Annotated in this window: 22 protein-coding genes; 17 read left to right on the forward strand and 5 right to left on the reverse strand. The window is 38.7% G+C overall.

Going from position 1 to position 22,238, the window contains the following annotated elements:
- Positions 1 to 91 precede the first annotated feature (91 nt).
- From DV428_RS07065 to DV428_RS07105, 9 genes are all read left to right on the forward strand, one after another.
- On the forward strand, positions 92 to 943 hold the full coding sequence (locus tag DV428_RS07065) for an OmpA family protein (RefSeq protein ID WP_114909199.1): 852 nt from the start codon (positions 92 to 94) through the stop codon (positions 941 to 943).
- A 221-nt stretch (positions 944 to 1,164) separates the two neighbouring features.
- Positions 1,165 to 1,743 (forward strand): electron transport complex subunit RsxA, encoded by a 579-nt coding sequence (gene rsxA / locus DV428_RS07070; RefSeq protein ID WP_114909200.1) that lies wholly within the window; start codon positions 1,165 to 1,167, stop codon positions 1,741 to 1,743.
- 87 nt (positions 1,744 to 1,830) lie between these two features.
- Positions 1,831 to 2,412, forward strand: a complete 582-nt coding sequence (gene rsxB / locus DV428_RS07075; protein WP_114909201.1) for an electron transport complex subunit RsxB — start codon at positions 1,831 to 1,833, stop codon at positions 2,410 to 2,412.
- Positions 2,413 to 4,788: an electron transport complex subunit RsxC gene (gene rsxC, locus DV428_RS07080; RefSeq protein WP_114909202.1), complete on the forward strand. Its 2,376-nt coding sequence runs from the start codon at positions 2,413 to 2,415 to the stop codon at positions 4,786 to 4,788. It begins immediately after the preceding gene.
- Positions 4,789 to 4,792: 4 nt separating this feature from the next.
- A complete protein-coding gene (gene rsxD, locus DV428_RS07085; protein ID WP_114909203.1) occupies positions 4,793 to 5,869 on the forward strand; it encodes an electron transport complex subunit RsxD in 1,077 nt (358 codons plus the stop codon).
- On the forward strand, positions 5,869 to 6,492 hold the full coding sequence (gene rsxG / locus DV428_RS07090) for an electron transport complex subunit RsxG (protein WP_114909204.1): 624 nt from the start codon (positions 5,869 to 5,871) through the stop codon (positions 6,490 to 6,492). The genes rsxD and rsxG overlap by 1 nt, the downstream gene beginning before the upstream one ends.
- A 1-nt stretch (position 6,493) precedes the next feature.
- Entirely contained in the window at positions 6,494 to 7,201 is a 708-nt protein-coding gene (locus DV428_RS07095; protein ID WP_114909205.1) for an electron transport complex subunit E, read from the forward strand.
- A 182-nt stretch (positions 7,202 to 7,383) separates the two neighbouring features.
- Positions 7,384 to 8,019: an endonuclease III gene (nth, locus tag DV428_RS07100; RefSeq protein ID WP_114909206.1), complete on the forward strand. Its 636-nt coding sequence runs from the start codon at positions 7,384 to 7,386 to the stop codon at positions 8,017 to 8,019.
- A gap of 57 nt (positions 8,020 to 8,076) precedes the next feature.
- The gene (locus DV428_RS07105; RefSeq protein ID WP_114909207.1) at positions 8,077 to 9,450 is read left to right on the forward strand and encodes a sodium-dependent transporter; all 1,374 of its coding nucleotides are present in this window, start codon (positions 8,077 to 8,079) and stop codon (positions 9,448 to 9,450) included.
- Between the two features lie 49 nt (positions 9,451 to 9,499).
- Here the strand turns inward: DV428_RS07105 and qseC are convergent, their stop codons facing one another.
- The 4 genes from qseC to DV428_RS07125 all read right to left on the reverse strand — a co-directional run bounded on the left by qseC (position 9,500) and on the right by DV428_RS07125 (position 12,964).
- Positions 9,500 to 10,855, reverse strand: a complete 1,356-nt coding sequence (qseC, locus tag DV428_RS07110) for a quorum sensing histidine kinase QseC (RefSeq protein ID WP_114909208.1) — start codon at positions 10,853 to 10,855, stop codon at positions 9,500 to 9,502.
- Positions 10,852 to 11,517: a response regulator gene (locus DV428_RS07115; protein ID WP_046942939.1), complete on the reverse strand. Its 666-nt coding sequence runs from the start codon at positions 11,515 to 11,517 to the stop codon at positions 10,852 to 10,854. The genes qseC and DV428_RS07115 overlap by 4 nt, the downstream gene beginning before the upstream one ends.
- Before the next feature lie 62 nt (positions 11,518 to 11,579).
- Positions 11,580 to 11,945 carry a YgiW/YdeI family stress tolerance OB fold protein gene (locus DV428_RS07120; RefSeq protein WP_114909209.1) on the reverse strand — a complete coding sequence of 122 codons (366 nt, stop codon included), beginning with the start codon at positions 11,943 to 11,945 and terminating at the stop codon, positions 11,580 to 11,582.
- A gap of 131 nt (positions 11,946 to 12,076) precedes the next feature.
- The gene (locus DV428_RS07125; protein ID WP_114909210.1) at positions 12,077 to 12,964 is read right to left on the reverse strand and encodes a Dyp-type peroxidase; all 888 of its coding nucleotides are present in this window, start codon (positions 12,962 to 12,964) and stop codon (positions 12,077 to 12,079) included.
- 181 nt (positions 12,965 to 13,145) lie between these two features.
- On the opposite strand from DV428_RS07125, the gene DV428_RS07130 reads away from it, so the two are divergent.
- The 8 genes from DV428_RS07130 to DV428_RS07165 all read left to right on the forward strand — a co-directional run bounded on the left by DV428_RS07130 (position 13,146) and on the right by DV428_RS07165 (position 21,101).
- A complete protein-coding gene (locus tag DV428_RS07130; RefSeq protein ID WP_239993701.1) occupies positions 13,146 to 15,053 on the forward strand; it encodes an FTR1 family iron permease in 1,908 nt (635 codons plus the stop codon).
- Positions 15,054 to 15,080: 27 nt separating this feature from the next.
- The gene (locus tag DV428_RS07135; protein WP_005626197.1) at positions 15,081 to 15,602 is read left to right on the forward strand and encodes an iron transporter; all 522 of its coding nucleotides are present in this window, start codon (positions 15,081 to 15,083) and stop codon (positions 15,600 to 15,602) included.
- Between the two features lie 96 nt (positions 15,603 to 15,698).
- On the forward strand, positions 15,699 to 17,114 hold the full coding sequence (locus DV428_RS07140; protein WP_114909212.1) for a Fe-S-containing protein: 1,416 nt from the start codon (positions 15,699 to 15,701) through the stop codon (positions 17,112 to 17,114).
- 2 nt (positions 17,115 to 17,116) lie between these two features.
- Entirely contained in the window at positions 17,117 to 18,457 is a 1,341-nt protein-coding gene (locus DV428_RS07145) for an ABC transporter permease (RefSeq protein ID WP_114909213.1), read from the forward strand.
- Positions 18,444 to 19,598 carry an ABC transporter permease gene (locus tag DV428_RS07150; protein ID WP_114909214.1) on the forward strand — a complete coding sequence of 385 codons (1,155 nt, stop codon included), beginning with the start codon at positions 18,444 to 18,446 and terminating at the stop codon, positions 19,596 to 19,598. Before DV428_RS07145 ends, DV428_RS07150 begins: the two co-directional genes overlap by 14 nt.
- Before the next feature lie 41 nt (positions 19,599 to 19,639).
- Complete coding sequence (locus DV428_RS07155; protein WP_005636775.1) at positions 19,640 to 20,314, forward strand: ABC transporter ATP-binding protein; 675 nt, start codon at positions 19,640 to 19,642, stop codon at positions 20,312 to 20,314.
- A complete protein-coding gene (locus DV428_RS07160; RefSeq protein WP_114909215.1) occupies positions 20,301 to 20,783 on the forward strand; it encodes a TlpA family protein disulfide reductase in 483 nt (160 codons plus the stop codon). The genes DV428_RS07155 and DV428_RS07160 overlap by 14 nt, the downstream gene beginning before the upstream one ends.
- A 3-nt stretch (positions 20,784 to 20,786) precedes the next feature.
- On the forward strand, positions 20,787 to 21,101 hold the full coding sequence (locus DV428_RS07165; RefSeq protein WP_009499934.1) for a c-type cytochrome: 315 nt from the start codon (positions 20,787 to 20,789) through the stop codon (positions 21,099 to 21,101).
- Between the two features lie 39 nt (positions 21,102 to 21,140).
- Here the strand turns inward: DV428_RS07165 and DV428_RS07170 are convergent, their stop codons facing one another.
- Complete coding sequence (locus tag DV428_RS07170) at positions 21,141 to 22,235, reverse strand: lytic murein transglycosylase (protein WP_114909216.1); 1,095 nt, start codon at positions 22,233 to 22,235, stop codon at positions 21,141 to 21,143.
- Between the last annotated feature and the right edge of the window lie 3 nt (positions 22,236 to 22,238).

Consider the following 22,238-nt stretch of genomic DNA (forward strand, 5'->3'; position numbering starts at 1 on the left):
GAAACTTTGACAGTTTTATAATATTTAATTCGTGAAGTTTAGTTATTTATCCTCTTTCCAAAGAGTTATTGACAAATAAAAGGTAAAACAAATGAAATTATCTCGTATTTTATTATCAAGCATTGCTATTGCAACTGTTGCCGCTTGTGGCAACTTAAGCAAAGTGACTGACGCAGGTACCCCAGAATATAAAGACGTAAATGGTGAACAAGTTCCTCAATTAGTATGGCCTAAAATTGATTCAGCGAAGTTCAATCATGATGGTAGCCAATTTGGTACTTGGCCAAACTGGGATAATGTACGCATGATTGAAAATGGCATGAACAAAGATCAAATTCGTCAATTAATTGGTGATCCACACTTCACTGAAGGTTTGTATGGTGTATCTGAATGGGATTATGTATTCAATTATCGTGAAAATGGCACCCACAAAATTTGTCAATATAAAGTATTATTTGATAAAAACCATAATGCGCAAAGTTTCTTCTGGTATCCAAACGGTTGTAACGGAAATTCAGCATTCAATTTGAGTGGCGACTCCTTATTTGATTTTAACAAAGATACTTTAACAGCTCAGGGTAAGAAGGTAGTTGATAGTGTTGCATCTCAATTAAAATCTACTGGTGCGAAAGAAGTTAAAGTTGCTGGTTATACAGATCGTTTAGGTTCTGATGCTTACAATTTGGATCTATCTCAACGTCGTGCAAATACCGTTAAAGCTCGTTTAGTTGAAGATGGTGTAAATTCTCTAATTACTGCTGTAGGCTATGGTAAAAATCCTCAAGTAAAAGCTTGTGAGGGTATTAATGGACAAGCGTTAAAAGATTGTTTACGTCCTAATCGTCGTGTTGAGATCACTGCCTCTGGTTCTGAATTAAAACTACAAGAAGGTGGAAAATCTAACGGTGGTACTCAAGGTCCAGTAAAACTATACCAAAAATAATTGATATAGAACGTCAAATAGTACTCTACTAACATAATCAAGTTGAGTATTGTTAATTCAGATATTGCGCAGCTAATCATTTAAATGATTAGCTGCATTTTTTATTCATATCTAACAAAACGTGAAAATCTCAATTTTCTCTTTCTCCTACCCCAAATTTTCTATTGTTATCGTTCCTATAAATGAGGATAATAGCCGACTTATACACAAGGCAGAAAGCAATGACACACTATATTTTATTAATTATCGGTACTGCGCTGATTAACAACTTTGTATTAGTGAAATTCTTAGGACTTTGTCCTTTTATGGGCATATCCAAAAAAATTGAAACCGCAGTGGGAATGGGGTTAGCAACAATGTTTGTATTAACCGTTGCCTCCCTTTGCGCATATTTAGTTGATCATTATATTCTTGTTCCTTTAAATGCTACTTTTTTACGCACATTAGTATTTATTTTGGTTATTGCCGTAGTTGTACAATTTACCGAAATGGTGATAAATAAAACTAGCCCAACACTATATCGTTTACTTGGAATTTTCTTACCTTTGATAACCACAAACTGTGCAGTTCTCGGTGTCGCATTATTAAATGTAAATCTTGCTCATAATTTAACGGAATCTGTTGTTTATGGTTTTGGTGCATCTCTTGGATTTGCACTTGTATTAGTGCTTTTTGCTGCGCTTCGTGAACGTCTTGTCGCAGCCGATGTACCTTTAACTTTCAAAGGTTCATCTATCGCACTTATTACAGCTGGGTTGATGTCTCTTGCTTTTATGGGATTCACAGGACTAGTGAAGTAATAAAATGATTTATCTTTTAATGGCTATTACTATTTTGATTTTATTTATTGGATTCTCTCAGTATTTTTCAGGAACAAGAAAGAAATAATGACCCTTCTATTCATCGTAATCACTTTACTCGCTTTAATTTTCGGTGCGATTTTAGGCTTTGCTTCACTTAAACTCAAAATCGAAGCCGATCCCATTGTGGAAAAAATCGACTCTATTTTGCCACAAAGCCAATGTGGACAATGTGGTTATCCAGGCTGCAAACCATACGCTGAAGCTATTTGCAATGGAGATGAAATCACAAAATGTATTCCTGGAGGTCAACCTACCATCGTAAAAATCGCAGAGATTTTAGGTGTTGATGTGCCAGCTATGGACGGCGTAGAAGAACCTATCGAGAAAGTCGCTTTTATTGATGAAAATATGTGTATTGGCTGCACGAAATGTATCCAAGCCTGTCCTGTTGATGCCATTATTGGTACAAATAAATTCATGCATACGATCATTCCAGATCTATGTACAGGTTGTGAACTTTGCGTAGCTCCCTGCCCGACAGATTGTATATCAATGATTCCCGTGAAAAAAAATATCGATAATTGGGATTGGAAGTTTGATGCCAAATTAGTCATTCCAGTAATGAATGTAAATGGTACTGAGAAAAAATTGGTTGTGGGGGAATAAATGGCGGACGTATTATCTCGTTTCAATTCCGGTAAATTATGGGATTTCAAAGGTGGCATTCATCCGCCTGAAATGAAATCACAATCTAATTCACAACCACTACGTCATCACCCTTTAGTCACGGATTTTTACATTCCTCTTAAACAGCACGCAGGAACAACAGGAAATCTCTTGGTAAAAGAGGGCGATTACGTACTAAAAGGTCAAGCCTTAACAAAAGGTGATGGCTTGCGTATGTTGCCAGTTCACGCGCCAACTTCAGGCACAATTAAATCGATTAAACCTTATGTCGCCGCACATCCGTCTGGTCTTGATGAACCAGCAATTCATTTGCAAGCGGATGGCTTAGATCAATGGCTAGAGCGTAATCCTATTGATGATTTTTTAACACTCTCGTCAGAACAACTCATTAACAAAATCTATCAAGCAGGTATAGCTGGCTTGGGCGGTGCAGTGTTTCCGACTGCCGCTAAAATTCAATCAGCAGAGAAAAAAGTTAAACTCCTAATTATCAATGGTGCAGAATGTGAGCCTTATATTACTTGTGATGATCGTCTTATGCGTGAACGCTCAGATGAAATCTTAGAAGGCATTCGTATTTTGCGTTATATCCTACGACCTGAAAACGTAGTCATCGCCATTGAAGATAACAAACCTGAAGCGATAGAGGCAATTAGCAAAGCGCTACAGGGAGCAAATGACATTAGCATTCGAGTAATTCCAACAAAATATCCTTCGGGTGCTGCAAAACAACTTATTTATTTGCTTACAGGAATGGAAGTGCCAAGTGGTGTGCGTTCTTCTAGTATTGGCGTACTGATGCATAATGTTGGTACAGCCTTTGCAATTAAAAGAGCGGTTATAAATGACGAACCTTTAATTGAACGTGTCGTCACCCTTACTGGTGATAAAATTTCTGAAAAAGGTAATTATTGGGTCCGACTTGGTACACCAATTTCTCAAGTATTGATGCACGCTGGTTATCAATTTGATGAACGTTATCCAGTGTTTGCAGGTGGCCCGATGATGGGATTGGAACTTTCCAATCTCAATGCACCAGTGACAAAAATTGTCAACTGCTTGCTTGCACCAGACTATTTTGAATATGCAGAACCAGAGCCTGAACAAGCTTGTATTCGCTGTTCTAGCTGTTCTGATGCCTGCCCAGTCAACTTGATGCCACAGCAACTCTACTGGTTTGCGCGTAGTGAAGATCACAAAAAATCGGAAGAATACGCCCTCAAAGATTGTATCGAGTGTGGGATTTGCGCCTACGTATGCCCAAGCCATATTCCACTGATTCAATATTTCCGCCAAGAAAAAGCAAAAATTTGGCAAATCAAAGAAAAACAAAAGAAATCAGATGAAGCCAAAATTCGCTTTGAAGCAAAACAAGCACGGATGGAACGTGAAGAACAAGAGCGTAAAGCGCGTTCACAACGTGCAGCAGAAGCACGTCGAGAAGAATTAGCGCAAACCAAAGGTGAAGATCCTGTTAAAGCGGCGCTAGAACGCTTGAAAGCGAAAAAATCCACTGAAACAGAATCAGTACAAGTTAAAACGATTACCTCAGAAAAAGGGGAAGTTTTACCTGATAACGCTGATTTAATGGCACAACGTAAAGCTCGTCGTCTGGCTCGTCAGCAAGCAGAATCTCAAGTCGAAAACCAAGAACAACAAACTCAACCAACCGATGCGAAAAAAGCAGCAGTTGCAGCCGCGCTTGCTCGAGCAAAAGCGAAAAAACTTGCTCAAGCAAATGAAACCGCTGAATCAGTCTCAAATACTCAAACCGTAGAAAGTGCGGTAGAAAAAACAGAAGAAAATTCAACCGCACTTGATCCGAAAAAAGTAGCCGTAGCCGCTGCGATTGCTCGAGCAAAAGTAAAAAAACTTGCTCAAGCAAATGAAACCTCTGAATCTGTCTCAAATACTCAAACCGTAGAAAGTGCGGTAGAAAAAACAGACGAAAATTCAACCGCACTTGATCCAAAAAAAGCAGCCGTAGCTGCAGCGATTGCCCATGCAAAAGCAAAAAAACTTGCACAAGCAAATGAAACCTCTGAATCAGTCTCAAATACTCAAACCGTAGAAAGTGCAGTAGAAAAAACAGAAGAAAATTCAACCGCACTTGATCCGAAAAAAGCGGCGGTAGCCGCTGCGATTGCTCGTGCAAAAGCAAAAAAGCTGGCTCAAGCGAATGGAACAAAAGAATCTGTGCCAAGCACTCAAGCCGTAGAAAGTGCGGTAGAAAAAACAGAAGAAAATTCAACCGCACTCGATCCGAAAAAAGCAGCGGTAGCTGCGGCTATTGCTCGAGCAAAAGCAAAGAAATTGGCAAAAACACAAGCAACATTAGAAAATAATCAGGAATAAAATAATGTTTAAAATGGTTAGCTCTCCTCATACTCATTCGGGGAAACTCACAGCGCGAATTATGCTTTGGGTAATGTTGGCAATGATGCCAGCTTTTTTCACGCAAATTTATTATTTTGGATTTGGCGTGGTGCTTCAATCTGTATTAGCCATTGGCACGGCAATTATTGCGGAATTTATTGCAATAAAATTACGCGGCAAAAAGCCGCTCAATTATCTTTCAGATTTCAGCGTATCCCTGACTGCGTTAATTTTGGCAATGGCTATTCCACCTTATGCACCTTATTGGGTCATCATCATTGGAACACTCTGTGCAGTTTTATTAGGTAAACAGGTTTATGGTGGTTTAGGGCAAAATCCATTTAATCCAGCAATGATTGGCTATGTCATTCTTTTAATTTCATTCCCATTACAAATGACAACTTGGATGCCACCAATTAATTTATTACAGGAACCACCAACTTTTTCAGATGCATTTTCATTAATATTTTCAGGTTTAACTACTGATGGATTTACGCTTTCACAACTTACACATAACATTGATGGCATCACCCAAGCAACACCTTTGGATAGCGCAAAGATCTTCTATAAAAGTCACACTCAATTAAATGATTTTTATGAATTGATTAAACTGCCGATTTTTATGGGTAATGGAACCGACTTTGCTCAAGGCTGGTGGCAAGTCAACGTGGCTTTCTTAGTGGGCGGAATTTTCCTTATTTTAAAACGTGTCATTCATTGGCAAATTCCAGTGGCGATGCTTGTCACCTTTTTCTGTTTAGCCACCGCGACCGCTTTTACTGGTTTCACGCATTTAAGTGCTATTAGCCAACTCGTGAGTGGTGCAATGATGTTTGGCGCATTTTTTATTGCGACAGATCCTGTCACAGCTTCCATTACACCACGAGGAAAAATTATATTTGGCGCATTAGTAGGGTTATTTGTCTATCTCATTCGCTATCAAGGAAACTTTCCAGATGGTGTAGCATTCGCAATTTTATTAAGTAATATTTGCGTCCCACTTATCGATCATTACACGCGTCCACGAGTATCTGGTTATCCAACAAAAGGAAAAAAATAATGGGCACAGTAAAAATCACATCGCGTTACGGGATATTATTAGGCTTTGTCGCCCTACTCTGCACAGCCATTTCTGCGGGTATTTTTTTTCTAACAAAAGATAAAATTGACGCAGTGATGGCGGCACAACAACGAGAATTGCTTTTACAGGTCATTCCACAAGATTATTTCAATAATAATCTCTTAGAAAGTGCGGTTATCCCTCAAGATAAAAATTTGCTGGGCATTCAGAAAATTTATTTTGCGAAAAAAGATGGAAATCTTTCTGCCTATGCCTATGAAACCACCGCACCAGATGGGTATTCTGGCGATATTCGTTTGCTTGTGGGATTAGATCCGAAAGGTGAAGTGTTAGGCGTGCGAGTCATTGAACACCATGAGACTCCTGGATTAGGCGATAAAATTGAACTCCGTATTTCCAACTGGATTCTAAATTTTACTCATCAATCAATTAATGAGCATAATTTGAGCGAATGGGCAGTAAAAAAAGACGGCGGAAAATTTGATCAATTTTCTGGTGCAACCATTACACCTCGAGCAGTGGTAAATCAAACTAAACGATCAGCATTAATCATGATAAATAACCAAGCCTTGTTACAACAGCTTTCAACACAAGTGAAATAATATGACAGATTTAACTGAAAAAAATACCGCACTTGAAGAAGAACAGATAGAAAGTGCGGTTGAAAATCAACAAAAATCCATGTGGAAAGAAATCTTTGCTCAAGGAATTTGGAAAAATAATCCAGCGGTTGTCCAACTTCTTGGGCTTTGTCCGCTTTTAGCGGTGTCTAGTACCGCCACCAATGCACTTGGTTTAGGTTTAGCGACAATGCTTGTGCTCACTTGCACAAATACGGTCATTTCGCTTTTCCGTAAATATATTCCGAATGAAATCCGCATTCCAATCTACGTGATGATTATTGCGACGACTGTAACTGTCGTTCAACTTTTAATGAATGCTTATACCTATACGCTTTATCAATCACTTGGGATTTTTATTCCACTCATCGTTACCAACTGTATTGTGATTGGTCGAGCAGAAGCGTTCGCCTCAAAAAACAGCTTACTCCATTCAGTTTGGGATGGGTTTTCAATGGGATTAGGAATGGCGCTTAGCTTGACAGTGCTTGGCGCATTGCGTGAAATCATTGGACAAGGTACGGTTTTTGATGGCATCGAAAATCTATTCGGCGAACAAGCTAAATTTTTAACGCTCCATATTTACCATACAGACAGCAGCTTTTTACTTTTCATTCTGCCACCAGGTGCATTTATAGGATTAGGCTTGCTCCTCGCCATAAAAAATCGAATTGATAATGTAAAAAAATAAGGCAACCAAATCTTACTTTCCCTTACTTATGGGGGCAATGTCACAAAGTGACAAAAAGAGGTTCAAAGAAAATCTTGCCTTCCCCTGCTTGCGGAGGAAGGTGTCACGAAGTGACGGAAGGGGGCTTGCAGTCTTCTAAACAGACAATTCCAATAAATTAAATAGGCTAATTTCTACAAAATATGAACAAAACAAAAAGAATCGAAATACTCACAAGATTACGAGAGCAAAATCCCCACCCGACCACAGAATTACAGTATAATTCGCCCTTCGAATTATTAATTGCGGTAATTCTATCGGCACAAGCAACTGATAAAGGTGTGAATAAAGCGACAGAAAAACTATTTCCTGTTGCAAACACGCCTCAAGCGATTTTAGATTTAGGATTAGATGGTTTAAAAAGCTATATTAAAACTATCGGGCTTTTTAATAGCAAAGCAGAAAACATTATCAAAACTTGCCGTGATTTAATTGAAAAGCACAACGGTAAAGTGCCCGAAAATCGCGAAGCCTTAGAAGCATTAGCAGGGGTGGGCAGAAAAACAGCCAATGTTGTACTAAATACAGCATTTGGTCATCCAACTATTGCGGTGGATACCCATATTTTCCGTGTATGCAATCGAACTAATTTTGCACCAGGTAAAGACGTTGTAAAAGTGGAAGAAAAACTGCTTAAAGTCGTACCTGATGAATTTAAAGTGGATGTTCACCATTGGTTGATCTTACACGGACGCTATACTTGCATTGCACGCAAGCCTCGCTGCGGATCTTGCATTATTGAAGATCTTTGTGAATATAAAGAAAAAGTTGAGTTTTAATTTTGCGGTAAAACACCCTAATTATTTACCGCACTTTTATTAAAAATAGGATAAAAAATGACAACAAATAATAAACAGCGACAAACTTGGTCGAGCCGCCTCACTTATGTTATGACGGTCGCAGGCGCAACTGTCGGTTTCGGTGCAACTTGGCGTTTCCCTTATCTCGTGGGGGAAAATGGTGGCGGTGCTTACGTTCTACTCTTTTGTATCGCAATGATCGTAATCGGTATTCCTATGATTCTCGTTGAAAACGTGATCGGCCGTCGCTTACGTGTAAACTCTATTGATGCCTTTGGCGATAAAATTCTCGACAAAGGAAAAGGCATTTCTAAATATTGGAAAATATTAGGTTATATGGGCTTACTCGGCGCATTTGGCATTATGGCGTATTATATGGTGCTTGGTGGTTGGGTTATTTCTTATATCATCAGCCTAATTAGCGGTACATTAGACATTTCAACCCCAATTACAAAAGACATTGCCAAAAATTTCTACGCTCTTCATATCGGTAATAGCCCTTATGAAATTATGTTGTACACCTTCTTATTTGTTGTCGTGAATTACATTATCTTGGCAAAAGGTATCATTGGTGGGATTGAGCGTTCAGTAAAATATTTAATGCCATTACTATTTATCTTCTTAATTGGAATGGTTATTCGCAACGTAACATTACCGGGCGCAATGGAAGGCATTACATTCTATTTAAAACCTGATTTCAGCAAAATTACCCCACAATTATTTATCTTTGTTTTAGGGCAAGTATTCTTCGCATTAAGCCTTGGTTTTGGTGTATTAATTACGCTTTCTAGTTACTTAAATAAAGAAGAAAACTTAATCCATACTGCAGTTATTACAGGTTTCACCAACACAATTATTGCTGTACTTGCTGGCTTTATGATCTTCCCATCACTTTTCACTTTTGGAATTGAACCAAACGCAGGGCCAACATTAGTATTCCAAAGTTTACCTATCGTATTTTCTCACTTATGGGCAGGTAAATTCTTTGCGATTATCTTCTTCGGCTTATTATTAATTGCCGCACTAACGACTTCTATCACAATTTATGAAGTAATCATCACGGCATTACAAGAAAAGCTCAGAATGCGCCGTGGTAAAGCGATTGTCTTAACCCTTGGTGGAATTTTTGTCTTAGGTAATATTCCAGCAATTTTAGGCGATAATGTATGGAAAGATGTCACCATTTTCGGCAAAAGCATTTTTGATTTCTATGATTATGTTAGTGGAAATATTCTCTTTATGCTGACCGCACTTGGTTGTGCTATTTTCGTTGGTTTTGTGTTAAAAGATGAGGCGAAAAAAGAACTTTCTCCAACACCAGACTCAACATTCACTAAAATCTGGTTTAACTATGTGAAATTCGTTGTGCCAGTGATTATTTTAGTCATCTTTATCAGCAACCTATTCTAAAAAAGAAAAACCGAGTCTTTACTCGGTTTTCTTTTTTTAAAGGAAATGTTTATAAAAATATTTGTGCCTTTAAGCCAATTCGCTGTCCTTCTTTTATAACATTTTCTAACCGCACTTTGAATCCATGTAATTCCGCAATTCGCATGACAATAGAAAACCCCAAGCCACTGCCCTTTTCATTTTGTCCTGCTGGGCGATAAAAACGCTGACCAAGTTTTTTCAAATCTTCGGGTTCAACGCCACCGCCATTATCTTCAACAATAATCTGAGAAGATGCTATTTTCACTGAAACGGTTGTTTCTTCTGGGCAATATTTAATGGCATTATCTAGTAAATTTCTAAGCATCAATGAAACTAAAATTGGTTGCCCTTGTTTCTGCTTGGGTTCAGATTCTTTCTCAAAAGCCAAGGTAATTTTACGTTTTTCTGCCATAAAATAACGCTCTGCGATCAGCGACTGAATGATGCCGTCCCAATCAATAGGCTGTAATTCTTCCAATTCTTGTAAATTATCCAGTTTTGAAAGCGTTAAAAGTTGCTCAATTAACTGCGACGCACGATCAATCCCTTGTGTTAAATGCAAAAGTGCTTGTTCTCGTAATTCACTATCATCACCCGCCAGTTGAGCAACTTCAGTTTGAATACGCAGTGCCGCCAATGGACTACGCAATTCATGGGCGGCATCCGAGGTAAAACGACGTTCTTGTTGTAGCATGGCCGAAGTGCGGTCAAAAAATTGATTTAAATTTTTTACTAAGGGTAAAATCTCAGCAGGTAAACCTTCTGGATTCAACAATGATACATCACCAGATTTTCTCGTTTGTATTTCTTGACTTAAACGTTTAATCGGTCTCAACTCTTTATAAATCAACCATCCTAAAACAATAATCAAAATAGGCAAACTCGCAAACCAAATCCACATTTGCCCAAAGATCATTTCTTCAATTAAATCTTCACGATAATCTAATTCTTGCCCTACTGCGATAATCAATTTCCCATTCGCTGCCGTACGCCAGAAAATTCGCCAGTTATCGTCATCATCATAAGTATGAGAATTATGAAAACCCGTTTTATTATTAAAAATAAAATCTTTTCCATTTAGTCCATCACTGAATAAAAGTTTCCCAGTTTTAGAAAAAATAGCAAAGGCTAAGGCATCATCGTCATAACTTTTTTTTAATGCCGACTGTGAATTTTTATTTAGCGTTGTGCTAGATTCCAACAAAATAGTACTTAAATCTGAATTCGCGAGCCGTTCAGCAAAGAGAACTTGTTGTGCATCAAAAACTTTATTCACATCGTGGCGCACTTGCCACCAAGCAACAAGCGTAGAACCCACCCAAACAAAAAGTGCGGTTAAACAAAGCACAGAAATAAGACGCAACGTAAGGCTTCTATTTTTCATTTTTCAATTTGTCCTAAAGCATACCCAACACCATGTACCGTGCGAATAAATTGTTTCCCCAATTTTTGGCGTAAATTATAAATATGCACATCCAATGCGCCGCTGCTAATTTCTTCATCCCAGCTTGATAATTTTTCTTCAATAGATGAGCGAGAGAGTACGCGATCTTTATTTAGCATAAATAATTCAAGTAATTTGTATTCACGGCTTGTTAAAGAAATAGGTTGATTATTTAGCCAAACAAAACGCTGATTTGGATCGAGTTTAACGCCTGCGTGCTCAATCACCGAATGATGATGACCATAACGACGACGAATCAGTGCTTGCAATCGCGCCGCAACTTCAGCCAAAGCAAAAGGCTTGCAAAGATAATCATCTGCACCGCTTTGCAATCCTTTGACTCGTTCATCTAAGGTATCACGGGCAGTCAAAATCAATACGGGTACATCTTGATGCTTGGAACGCCATTGTTGTAATACCTCTAATCCATCAAGTTTAGGCAATGTCAAATCCAATACCACCGCATCATAAGGCGCAGACGCTAAGGCATCCATTCCTGTTTTACCATCTGTAAACCAATCCACCATAAAACCAAGTTTAGTTAAACCGATTTGTAGCCCATTGCCGATTAGATTATCGTCTTCTATCAATAAAATTCTCATAAAAATTGACCGCACTTTATAAACAAAAGCAGCGAGCTAATGCTCGCCATTTTCAAAAATGATTATTCTGCTTTTTCGATACGTAATACATCAAGCTCCGCTTTCTCAAATACCTCATTATCCAATTTTCCATAAATTTTCACTTTATCCTTTGAATCTACGTTTAAACCATTCCAAACGCGTTTTTTGATTTCAATCTTGATTTGCCCAGTCCCATCAGTAAACCAAAACTCATCGTCATCAATTTGCTGAGTGATATTCCCCACTAAAGTAATCATTGAATTATCAGCTGCAGATAAAGCTTGTTTTACACTAATTGCTGAAGGAGTTGCTTGTTGAAAACCGCCTTGCGTATTACTGCCATTAAAACCAGCAAATGCTGACGTTGTTGCCAATGCGAAGATTGTTGCTAATGCAAATTTTTTCATAATGTTTCCTTTTTAAGTAAGTTAATTTCAAGCACCATTGCTTGGATGTGTGTATTAAAACAAATAAATCTTAAGAAAAAGTTAAGAAACATAAAAAAACCTAAATTTTTTTAATTTAGGTTTTTCATAAATTAAAGTTTATTCAACTGCTCAATAGACGGTGCGTAATAATAAGCACCCGTTACAGCCCTAGTGAAACCTAAAATGCGGTCAGTTTTTCCGTCTTTTTCACCAAACATATTAAGCAACTGTTGTTCAATGTTATAAAGCGTTGCACAGTAAGCAATAAAGAATAATCCGTGTGTACCACTCGCAGTACCATAAGGTAAACTTTGACGTAAGATTTTTAATCCTTTGCCATTCTCTTTCAAATCTGTACGACCGACATGAGAAGTATCCGCCTTATCTTCCATTTCTACGCTATCCGTTTTGGTGCGTCCGAACACATTTTCTTGTTTTGCTGTATTTAATTTTTCCCATTTAGCGAGATTATGTTCATAACGTTGAGTAAACACATAACTCCCATCTTTATCATTACCATTTGAAATTAATGCTACTTCTGCTCGTTGTACATCCTTTGGATTTTCAGTTCCATCAATAAAACCTGTGAGATCTCGTTCCTCCACCCAACGGAAACCATGAATTTCTTGCTGAACATCAATAGCTTGAGCAAAAGCATTCACTGCAGCTTGTGCCACAGAAAAATTAACATCAGGGCGTAATGATTGAATATGCACTAAAAGATCGGTTTGTGTACTTGGCGCAGTTAAATCACCTTTTCCTAAAGTAACAAAAGGTTTAAGTTCTGGTGCGTCCTGCCCACCAAGGGTTTTCCAAGCTTTATCGCCAAAAGCAACTACCGCCCCCAAACGTGCATCGGGATAAGTCTGTTGAAACTGTTCTAAGCGAGTAAGGAATTGGCGAGCTGCCGCTGGGATCTGAGAATAATCTGAGATATTTGCTTCTAAAAATACGCCTGCTTTGCAACCATCAAGCAAAATACCAGTTTGTGCTGTCATAAAAATCTCCTAAAAAGGCAATGGGAAAACGCTTGCATTATACAACAGCCATTAAAAAATCTTAAATATTCAAATAAAACTTGATCTAAGTAGCAAAAATTCAAATTTATTGTTGAGATTTTTTATCATTAGATATATCTTTCAAATACGAATGGATTTCATTTATAAGGTTGTTAGTTCTATGCCGTACCTTTTACGTTATATCAGCATATCTTTACTATTTTTATTTTCTCAAGCCGTCTTTGCCGATAACTATCAAAAATGGGTAGATGACATTACTCAACGCTTGAATCACACCGAACAACTTCTTAAAGAAAACAAAATTGATGATGCCAAAACCGAAGTACAAATGGCCTATTTTGAAGTATTTGAAAATTTAGAAGGCCCCATTCGCATTAATTTTTCAGCGCAAAAAAGCTATCAAATGGAAGCCACTTTTGGTGAGATTCGCAAAATGATTGGCGAAGGTAAACCAATGAATGAGGTTCAAGCCAAAATCAACGGTTTAAAAAATGAATTACAGCAAGTTTTACCTTCTCTTGTTGAAGGGCATCAACTCAATGCTGATAGTCAGCACGGCGTTTATGATAATCAAGCCATCAAACCTTATTGGCAACAAAGTTTCAAAACCATTGATGATTTTATTGCTCAAGCCATTAGTGCTTATGAAAGCGGTGATTTTGCCAATGCTAAAAAAGCATTCCAACAAGCTCAATATGACGGCTACAAAAATTCTGAAATGGAAATGTCGGTTAGAACTAACCGCTCTTCTGAAATTTCAGCAGCGATCAATCAACAATTCTATAATTTGATTCGTTTGAGCGAACAACCCGATCAAATGACAGAAATTGCTTACCAAAGCACACAACTCTTGCAAGATATTGAAGAACAACTTCCTAATTTGCCAACCACTCGCGATGAGCAAAATGCTCAAGCAACACAATCGCAAGCGCAAACTTCAGATAAGGTTGCAGATCAAGATTGGGCAAAAATTACGACTGAAATCAACCAACGTATTCAACAAGCTATTACCCTTTATGAACAAGGCGATGCGAAAAAAGCCATGCTTGCAGTGCAAGACACTTACTTTGATGTATTTGAAAGTTCTGGCATGGAAAACAAAGTAGGCTCGCGCGATAGCAACTTTAAAGCAGAATTAGAAGGTTATTTCACTCGTTTAGTCAGCATGATGAAAGCGGGAAATGGCGACAAATTACAAGAACAAGCTGCAGGTTTAAGCCAAAACTTAGCGAAAGCCGTTCAAATATTGCAAGGTGGCGAACAAAGTGATTGGTCTATGTTCTTATATAGCTTGCTTATTATTTTACGTGAAGGCTTAGAAGCGTTGTTAATCGTTGCCGCTATTGTGGCTTATATGGTAAAAAACAATCATCACGATAAATTGCCAGTTATTCGCCAATCCGTTTATATTGCGTTAGGGGCAAGCGTAGTTACCGCATTCATCTTCCAACTTATTTTTGAAAACTCAGGGCAAAACCGTGAATTGCTTGAAGGTTTCACAATGATTATCGCGGTCTTCATGCTGTTTAGTATGAGTTACTGGTTGCTTTCTAAAGTCGAAGCACAAAACTGGAAACGCTATCTCGAAGGCAAACTTTCAACGGCATTAACAGCAGGCTCGCTATTCGGCTTATGGCTTACCAGTTTCCTCGCGGTATATCGTGAAGGCGCAGAAACCGTATTGTTCTATTATGCCCTAGTTGGAGATGCGAAAAGTGCGGTCAGTTTAGCCTATCTTTTTGCTGGCTTTATTTGCGGGGTGATTTTACTGGCGATTTGCTACTTTATAATGCGTTACACCGTGGTTAAATTGCCATTAAAACCATTCTTTATGTTTACCGGTTCATTTATGTATTTAATGGCATTTGTGTTCGCTGGCAAATCTGTACTTGAACTTATTGAAGGTAAACTATTTGAACCGACATTAATTAACGGTGTACCAGAAATCTCGTGGTTAGGTGTTTATCCTTATGTGGAAACCCTTGTGCCACAAGCCATCTTAATTCTTGCTGCTATTTTTGCTTTGTTTGTTATGAAATATCAAAGCAAAAGAGCGGTCTTAAATTAACTCAAAACTCATCTCAGGAGAGAAACTATGAAAAAAGCACTTCTTAGCGCAAGTTTATTAGCAGGAATGTTTGCAGCAACTTCTGCTTACGCATTCCAAGAATATCCAATCGGTGAAGCGGTTACCATGAATGACATGGAAATTGCAGCGGTTTACTTAAAACCAGTGGATATGGAACCTCGCGGCATGGGCTTACCTGCAGCAAAATCTGATATTCACTTAGAAGCAGACATTCACGCGGTGAAAGGTAACAAAAACGGGTTTGGTGAAGGTGAATGGATGCCTTATTTAACCATCAACTATACTTTGGTCAATACCGATACTGGTGCTAAACAAGAAGGTACCTTCATGCCAATGGTTGCTGGCGATGGTCCACACTATGGCGCAAACATCAAAATGATGGGCGTGGGTAACTACAAATTAACTTATCATATCGATCCGCCGCCAAAAGCTGGTATGCACCGCCACACTGATGAAGAAACTGGAGTGGGTCGTTGGTGGAAACCATTTGATGTAAATTATGAATTTAAATTTACTGGTTTAAAATAATAGTGCTGTAGGGTGGGCTTCTGCCCACCAATTAACAATCAGACATGAAAAAACGGTGGGCTAAAGCCCACCCTACCATTTAAAAATCCTCTTTCTATGACTTATTTTTTCATTTTTGTTCTGCAATCTCTTTTGCCAATTTCGCTTTTACTCGGTGCATTTTGGGCAATTAAAAAAGGCAATATTTCGCCTAAAACGCTTATTTGGCTAAGCCTTATTGGCTTGGCTTTGGGTGTCGTCCTACGACTCAATATTCCTAATGGACAAACCAGCAATCTTATTCTAACCATCGGCTTTTTAATTATCTTTTTACTTTTTGCAATCAGCCAATGGAGCAAATCATCAACCCTTGCCGCATTCTGGCAATTTGCATTAATGCTCATCGCGGGAGCAACTTGGGCAAAAGATCCAAACATCACTGCTCTCACCAACACAGATGTTATTAACACAGATTTTATTTTAAATATAAGTGCGGTCATTTTTGGTGTGATTTTTAGTTTAGCCTCAAGTGCATGGCTCTATTTCTTACTTAGACAGCAACAAAAAACACAAGGAAAATCCACCGCACTTTTTGCACTCAGTTTTTTACTTTTTATCGCTTTAATTCTTCCGCTTGTAGCAGAACTGTTGCTTACCTTGATGAAATTACAACTCATTGAACTCACTAAAGTGCGGTTAAGTTTTGTGGCAAAATCAGGGGAAATCTCCGCTTGGATCAATATCATTTGTGTTGTGTTAATGCTCGTTGTTTTGTGTATTTTTACCATTCAAACACATTCAAAACGTTTAAGAGAAGCAAAAGCTGAAAAAGATCTTATTGAAAAACGCAAAAAATTAGCCTTCGTACAAACATCAAAACGCACCATTTACTGGGGCATATTGGGTATCTTATTTGTCGCTGCAAGCCAACTTTATTGGGAAAAAGTTGCCTCTCAACCGCCACAACTTTCTGAAGCTGTTCCAGTACAACTTAATGACAAAAATGAAGTGCATTTAGCACTAGAGCCACTTAAAGATGGCAAACTTCACCGCTTTGTTTGGATTGCTGATGATGGCAAAGCCGTACGCTTTTTCATTATCAATCGCCAACCAAATAAAGTCAGTATGGCAGCAGTATTCGATGCTTGCCTACTCTGTGGCGATCAAGGCTATGTCATGCAAGGCAATCAAGTGGTCTGTGTTGGTTGTGGTGTGCATCTCTTTATTCCATCTATCGGTAAACCGGGCGGTTGCAACCCTGTACCTATTGAAAATTGGCAACAAACTGAAAATGAAATCGTGATTTCTCGTAAAAGCCTTGAAGATGGCTTGAATCTATTCAGTACGATTGTGGAAATTGAAGTACAAGATCCGATTAGTGGCGCCAAACTCAAAAACACCAAAACTGAATATAAATATAGCCACGAAGGGCATACTTATTTCTTTGAGAACGAAAAAAATCTCGATTTATTCCGCGATAATCCCGACAACTATCTCGGCATTAACAAAAACGACAATCCAAAAGGGGAATAACAATGCTTGCTAGAATGTTATTTCAATCTTGGCGATTTGGTATTAAACGTAAACTGCTCGCCATTATCACTATTTTCTTAGCAGCAGGCTTAGTCTCTGCGCTGCTTGCAGTTTCCATTGATATTGGTGACAAAATGGCGAAAGAGCTGAAATCTTACGGTGCCAATATTTTGGTAGAGCCTGCCAGCAATGCAGCATTGCCTGATGAACTCAGCCATAGTGCTTCATTATCTAGCCAAGATTTTTTAGATGAAAAAGAACTTCCCAACATCAAAGATATTTTCTGGCGAAATAATATCGTAGGTTTTGCCCCATTGCTTTCAGCAAATGTACAAGTGATAAAATCTTCACAAAATTCCACCGCACTTTCAGCCCCAAAAACGATTAATGTACTTGGTACCTTCTTTGATCATAATATTGCCGTACCCGATGAAGATGATTACCACACTGGGCAACGAATCATTAGTCCTTATTGGAAAGTGGAAGGGGAATGGGTTGATGATTTAAACAATGACTTTGGCGAAATCGTCCCTGCACTTACTGGCGAACAACTAGCCAAAAGTAATGATTGGAAAATTGGCGATAAACTTAGCTTAAGTTACACAAATGATAACGGCGAAAGCCAACAAAGTGCGGTAGAAATTAAAGGCATTTTAAGCACCGGTGGAACAGAAGATAATCAGCTTGTGATGCCCCTAAGTACGGTACAAAATTTGCTGAGTTTAGAAGGCAAAGTGCAATCCGTCCGCGTATCTGCCCTCACTGTGCCTGAAAACGATCTTTCCCGTAAAGCACGTGCCAATACTGATGCCTTAGATGCAGAAGCCTATGATCGTTGGTATTGCACCGCTTATGTTTCATCAATTTCTCATCAATTAGAAGAAGCTATTTCTGGCGCAATAGTTCGCCCAATTTGGCAAGTGGCTGCTTCCGAAGGTGTCGTCATTGGCAAAATCCAACTCTTACTGGCGGTAGTTACCTTCGCGGCATTAATCGCTGCGGCAATGGGGATTGCTTCCTTAATGAGCGCAGGAATTATCGAACGCTCAAAAGAAATTGGCTTAATGAAAGCACTAGGCGCTTATCAATGGCAAATTACCTTACTGTTCTACTGTGAAGCAGTATTAAGTGCATTAGTAGGCGGAATATTTGGCTGTTTAGCGGGATGGGGATTAGCCAAATTTATCGGTGCCGCATTATTTGGCGCGCCTCTTGATTTTGCTTGGATCGTCGTGCCTTGTGTTCTCGTGCTCTCCATTCTTATTGCCGTGATTGGCACTTGGTTCCCTGCGCATAAAATCGCTAAACTTTACCCTGTCGAGGTGCTTTATGGCAGAGCATAAAAGCGCAAACACTCAAAGCATGTTCTGGCGATTAATTTTCCGCGCGTTGCGATTACGCCTCCAACGAGTATTCATTATTTTCACCGCACTTACAGTGGGGGCAAGTATCGTCACTGCTATGGCAGCGGTTTACTTCGACATCAACACCAAAATGAGCCAAGAACTCCGTACTTTTGGAGCAAATTTCTACATTGGTTCAGCCGATGGAGGAATGATGAATCAAGCAGAATTAAACGCAATTTTACAAAAAGCACCCGATGGTTTTATCACTGCTGCCAGTCCTTATCTTTATGGCGTCGCACGCAGTGATTTAGAAAAAATTGTGTTAATGGGCGTAAATTTTGATGCCATGCGAATCCTTGCTCCTTACTGGCAAATTACGGGCTCAGCAATCAACGTAAATTTTGACGATCGCAATGCGATGCTCGGGAAAACCCTCGCTGAACGATTACATGTTAAAGTGGGCGATAGCCTACAACTGTCTAAAAATGCCGTAGAAAAACACAGTTTCAACATTAAAGGAATTGTAGAAGCTGGTGATGCGACTGACAATATGCTTATTGTAAATGTTGAATTTGCCCAAAATTGGTTGGATAAAGAAGGCGTAGTAAACAATGCATTACTCAATGTGCAAAATGAGCAAGGTGCCAATACAGTGGATCAATTTGCCGAAAAGATCATGCAACAATATTCTGATTTAACCGCTCGCCCGATCCGTAAAGTTTCCGCCTCAGAAGGACAAATTTTAGAAAAAATTAAAGGCTTAATGGGCTTAATTTCCCTTGTGATTTTGGTGCTTGCAACCTTATGTGTGAATACCACCTTAATTGCCATTGTCGGCGAACGTTCCAAAGAATTTGCCTTACAGAAAGCACTAGGCGCAAAAAAATTAGACATCATTCGCCAAATCAGCACTGAAATTTTAATTATCGCGTTTTGTGCGATTATTATAGGACTTGGCTTGGGTTATTTATTAGCTCAAGTATTGGGAATAACCGTATTCAAATCTTATATTGATATGCGATTACCAGTGTTACCAATTACGATTGTACTTTCGTTATTAGTGGCATTTGTGGCTGTTATTATTCCAACACGTCGAGCATTGAGTATTAATGTAGCGAATGTGTTGAAGGGTGAGTAAAAGTGAAATGCTTATAAATTAGATAATAAAAGAGAAAAACTATGACCAACTTTGTAATAGAAACCCAACATTTATACAAACGCTTCGGGCAAGTTACCGCGCTGGAAGATATTAATATTCAAATCAAACAAGGGGAATTTGTTGCGATTATGGGGGCATCAGGCTCCGGTAAAACCACGCTGATGAATATTTTAACGGGCTTAGATACTGCTAGTGAAGGTAAAGTGATTTTGGATGGCGTTGATGCAGCCCAATTAGATGAAGTCGGTCGCCAACGTTTCCGCGCAGAAAAAATTGGATTAGTCTTTCAACAATTCCATTTAATTCCTTATTTGACCGCACTTGAAAACGTGATGCTGGCACAACATTATCACAGTGTGATTGATGAAGCATCTGCCAAAGCTGTATTGGAACAAGTAGGTTTAGGTCATCGTATTGATCATCGCCCAAGCCAACTTTCAGGCGGTGAGCAACAACGTGTTTGCATTGCGCGAGCGTTAGTGAATCAACCGCCCGTTATCTTTGCCGATGAACCAACGGGAAATTTAGATGAGCAAAATGAATCTTTAGTGCTAGATTTGCTCACAAAACTTAATCAACAAGGACGCACCATTGTAATGGTGACGCATAATCCAGAATTGGGTGAACTCACCGATCGTGTTATTTATTTACATCACGGAAAATTTGTAAAGGAAGAAAATCATGCGAACAAATAAACTATTGAAATTATTTGCCATAAGTGCGGTTATTTTTGGCGCCGTTTCTTGTAAAGATGAAGTTGCCTCAGTAGGGCAAAAAGCACCTGATATTGCCGCCTATGATCTTCAAGGCAATCCTGCAAACCTTGAGAATTGGAAAGGCACACGCTTACTTATTTTTTGGTCAGAAACTTGCGGACGTTGTATCGCAGAGTTAAAAGAATTTGAAAAACTCGCAGAAGAGAATCCAGGAAAAGTTTCACTTATTGCGATTAATGTGGATAGCGATAAAATGGACACCAAAGCCGTCGTGGCTAAACGTGAACTTCATTTGCCTGTAATTAAAGATCAAATGAAAATTACCGCTGAACGTTATCAACTTGTCGGCACGCCAACTTCTTTTGTCATTAGCCCTGAAGGAAACATTCAAGCTAAATATGAAGGCAAAATTCCCGAAGACGATTTAACTAAATTATTTAAAGGATAATCCATGAAAAGAATTTATACTACTCTACTCTCTTTAAGCTTGCTCACGGCCAGCCAACTTGTATTGGCTGATGTAAATACGGAACAAGCTGAAAATTTTTATAAACGAACCTGTGCCACTTGCCACGGGAAATCTGCTGAAAAATCAGCATTGGGACAATCCCAAATTATCAATACGCTAAATTCAGAGGAAATTTACACCGCACTTTCTGATCGTAAAAGTGGAAAAATACAAGGTGCAGGCAACATGGTAAAAAGCAGATTAAGTGAAGAAGAGATAAAAATGCTGTCTGAGTTTGTGCCGACATTGAAAAAATAAGTAAACAAAAATGCGGTCAATATATTGACCGCACTTTTATCACAATCCAACATTATCTTTAATCCGTTCAGCAAACATACCGATGCTCAACGCAAAATAATTAGATTTATTCCAATCCAAAATAGTACGGAAATTATTTGAAACTAAAAACGCTCTGCCCGCTTCGCGATCAGGGCGAACTAACCAAAGCTGAGCATTTTCAAGTGTACTTAATTTTGCTTGCTCTTGTGGAGAGGCACTTTTTAATATTAGCCCCATAGCTTGCCAATCTTTTAAAGAGCGAGCTTTATTGCTTTCTGTGCCAGAATAACTCAAATCAATAGGTTGCGTAAGCATCACCTCTACGCCCCAAGGCAAATTATTATCCCAGCCTACTGTATGCAAATAATTGGCAATAGAAGCAAAAGTATCAAACTGGTTTTTCCAAATATCTTTTACGCCATCATTATTTCCATCAGCCGCATAACGTAAGAAAGTGCTTGGCATAAACTGAGTTTGTCCCATTGCGCCCGCCCACGAACCTAACATACGTTCACGTTGAATATGATCTTTTTCAAGCATTTTCATGGCTGAGATAAATTCTTTCGTAAATAATTTTTCTCTACGACCTTCAAAAGCCAACGTTGCCACTGCAGAAAGTACATCATATTTGCCTTGATAATGCCCGAAACTGCTTTCCATTCCCCATAACGCAAGCAAATACTCCTGCTGAACACCATATTTTTGGCTTGCTTTTTGCAATGGCGCTTGCACTTCCCAGTAACGCTCACCCGCGACATTCACTTTATTTTGAGTTAGCACTCTATTGAGATAATTGCTCGTTCCATTAGGATTAGCCACTGGAGGGGAGTTAGGATCTCTTTTACGAATTTTACCCGCTTGTTCACGATCTAAATCCACTGCCTTTTGCATATAAAGAATATTATTTTGAGCATTTAATACTGATAATGACACACCTTCAGCGGCGGCTTTACCTTTTAAAAATTGAACATAATCATTAAAATTTTCTGGCGTTCTTTGCTTAGTATAACTGGTGCTATTAACCACTGGCTTAATATCAGACGAACTAGAACAGCCAACTAAAAAAAGTGCGGTCGATAATGCAGAAATTTTAAATAAAATATTTAACTTCATCGG

The sequence above is a fragment of the Haemophilus haemolyticus genome (assembly GCF_003352385.1).
Taxonomy (GTDB): Bacteria; Pseudomonadota; Gammaproteobacteria; order Enterobacterales; family Pasteurellaceae; genus Haemophilus; species Haemophilus haemolyticus_I.

Coding starts and splice junctions, on each gene's coding strand:
- DV428_RS07145 (WP_114909213.1), top strand. CDS start 17,117: ATGCTTGCTAGAATGTTATTTCAATCTTGGCGATTTGGTATTAAACGT.
- rsxG (WP_114909204.1), top strand. CDS start 5,869: ATGGGCACAGTAAAAATCACATCGCGTTACGGGATATTATTAGGCTTT.
- DV428_RS07130 (WP_239993701.1), top strand. CDS start 13,146: ATGCCGTACCTTTTACGTTATATCAGCATATCTTTACTATTTTTATTT.
- DV428_RS07095 (WP_114909205.1), top strand. CDS start 6,494: ATGACAGATTTAACTGAAAAAAATACCGCACTTGAAGAAGAACAGATA.
- DV428_RS07170 (WP_114909216.1), bottom strand. CDS start 22,235: ATGAAGTTAAATATTTTATTTAAAATTTCTGCATTATCGACCGCACTT.
- DV428_RS07160 (WP_114909215.1), top strand. CDS start 20,301: ATGCGAACAAATAAACTATTGAAATTATTTGCCATAAGTGCGGTTATT.
- DV428_RS07105 (WP_114909207.1), top strand. CDS start 8,077: ATGACAACAAATAATAAACAGCGACAAACTTGGTCGAGCCGCCTCACT.
- DV428_RS07140 (WP_114909212.1), top strand. CDS start 15,699: ATGACTTATTTTTTCATTTTTGTTCTGCAATCTCTTTTGCCAATTTCG.
- rsxA (WP_114909200.1), top strand. CDS start 1,165: ATGACACACTATATTTTATTAATTATCGGTACTGCGCTGATTAACAAC.
- rsxD (WP_114909203.1), top strand. CDS start 4,793: ATGTTTAAAATGGTTAGCTCTCCTCATACTCATTCGGGGAAACTCACA.
- DV428_RS07120 (WP_114909209.1), bottom strand. CDS start 11,945: ATGAAAAAATTTGCATTAGCAACAATCTTCGCATTGGCAACAACGTCA.
- qseC (WP_114909208.1), bottom strand. CDS start 10,855: ATGAAAAATAGAAGCCTTACGTTGCGTCTTATTTCTGTGCTTTGTTTA.
- DV428_RS07125 (WP_114909210.1), bottom strand. CDS start 12,964: ATGACAGCACAAACTGGTATTTTGCTTGATGGTTGCAAAGCAGGCGTA.
- DV428_RS07165 (WP_009499934.1), top strand. CDS start 20,787: ATGAAAAGAATTTATACTACTCTACTCTCTTTAAGCTTGCTCACGGCC.
- DV428_RS07135 (WP_005626197.1), top strand. CDS start 15,081: ATGAAAAAAGCACTTCTTAGCGCAAGTTTATTAGCAGGAATGTTTGCA.
- DV428_RS07065 (WP_114909199.1), top strand. CDS start 92: ATGAAATTATCTCGTATTTTATTATCAAGCATTGCTATTGCAACTGTT.
- rsxC (WP_114909202.1), top strand. CDS start 2,413: ATGGCGGACGTATTATCTCGTTTCAATTCCGGTAAATTATGGGATTTC.
- rsxB (WP_114909201.1), top strand. CDS start 1,831: ATGACCCTTCTATTCATCGTAATCACTTTACTCGCTTTAATTTTCGGT.
- nth (WP_114909206.1), top strand. CDS start 7,384: ATGAACAAAACAAAAAGAATCGAAATACTCACAAGATTACGAGAGCAA.
- DV428_RS07115 (WP_046942939.1), bottom strand. CDS start 11,517: ATGAGAATTTTATTGATAGAAGACGATAATCTAATCGGCAATGGGCTA.
- DV428_RS07150 (WP_114909214.1), top strand. CDS start 18,444: ATGGCAGAGCATAAAAGCGCAAACACTCAAAGCATGTTCTGGCGATTA.
- DV428_RS07155 (WP_005636775.1), top strand. CDS start 19,640: ATGACCAACTTTGTAATAGAAACCCAACATTTATACAAACGCTTCGGG.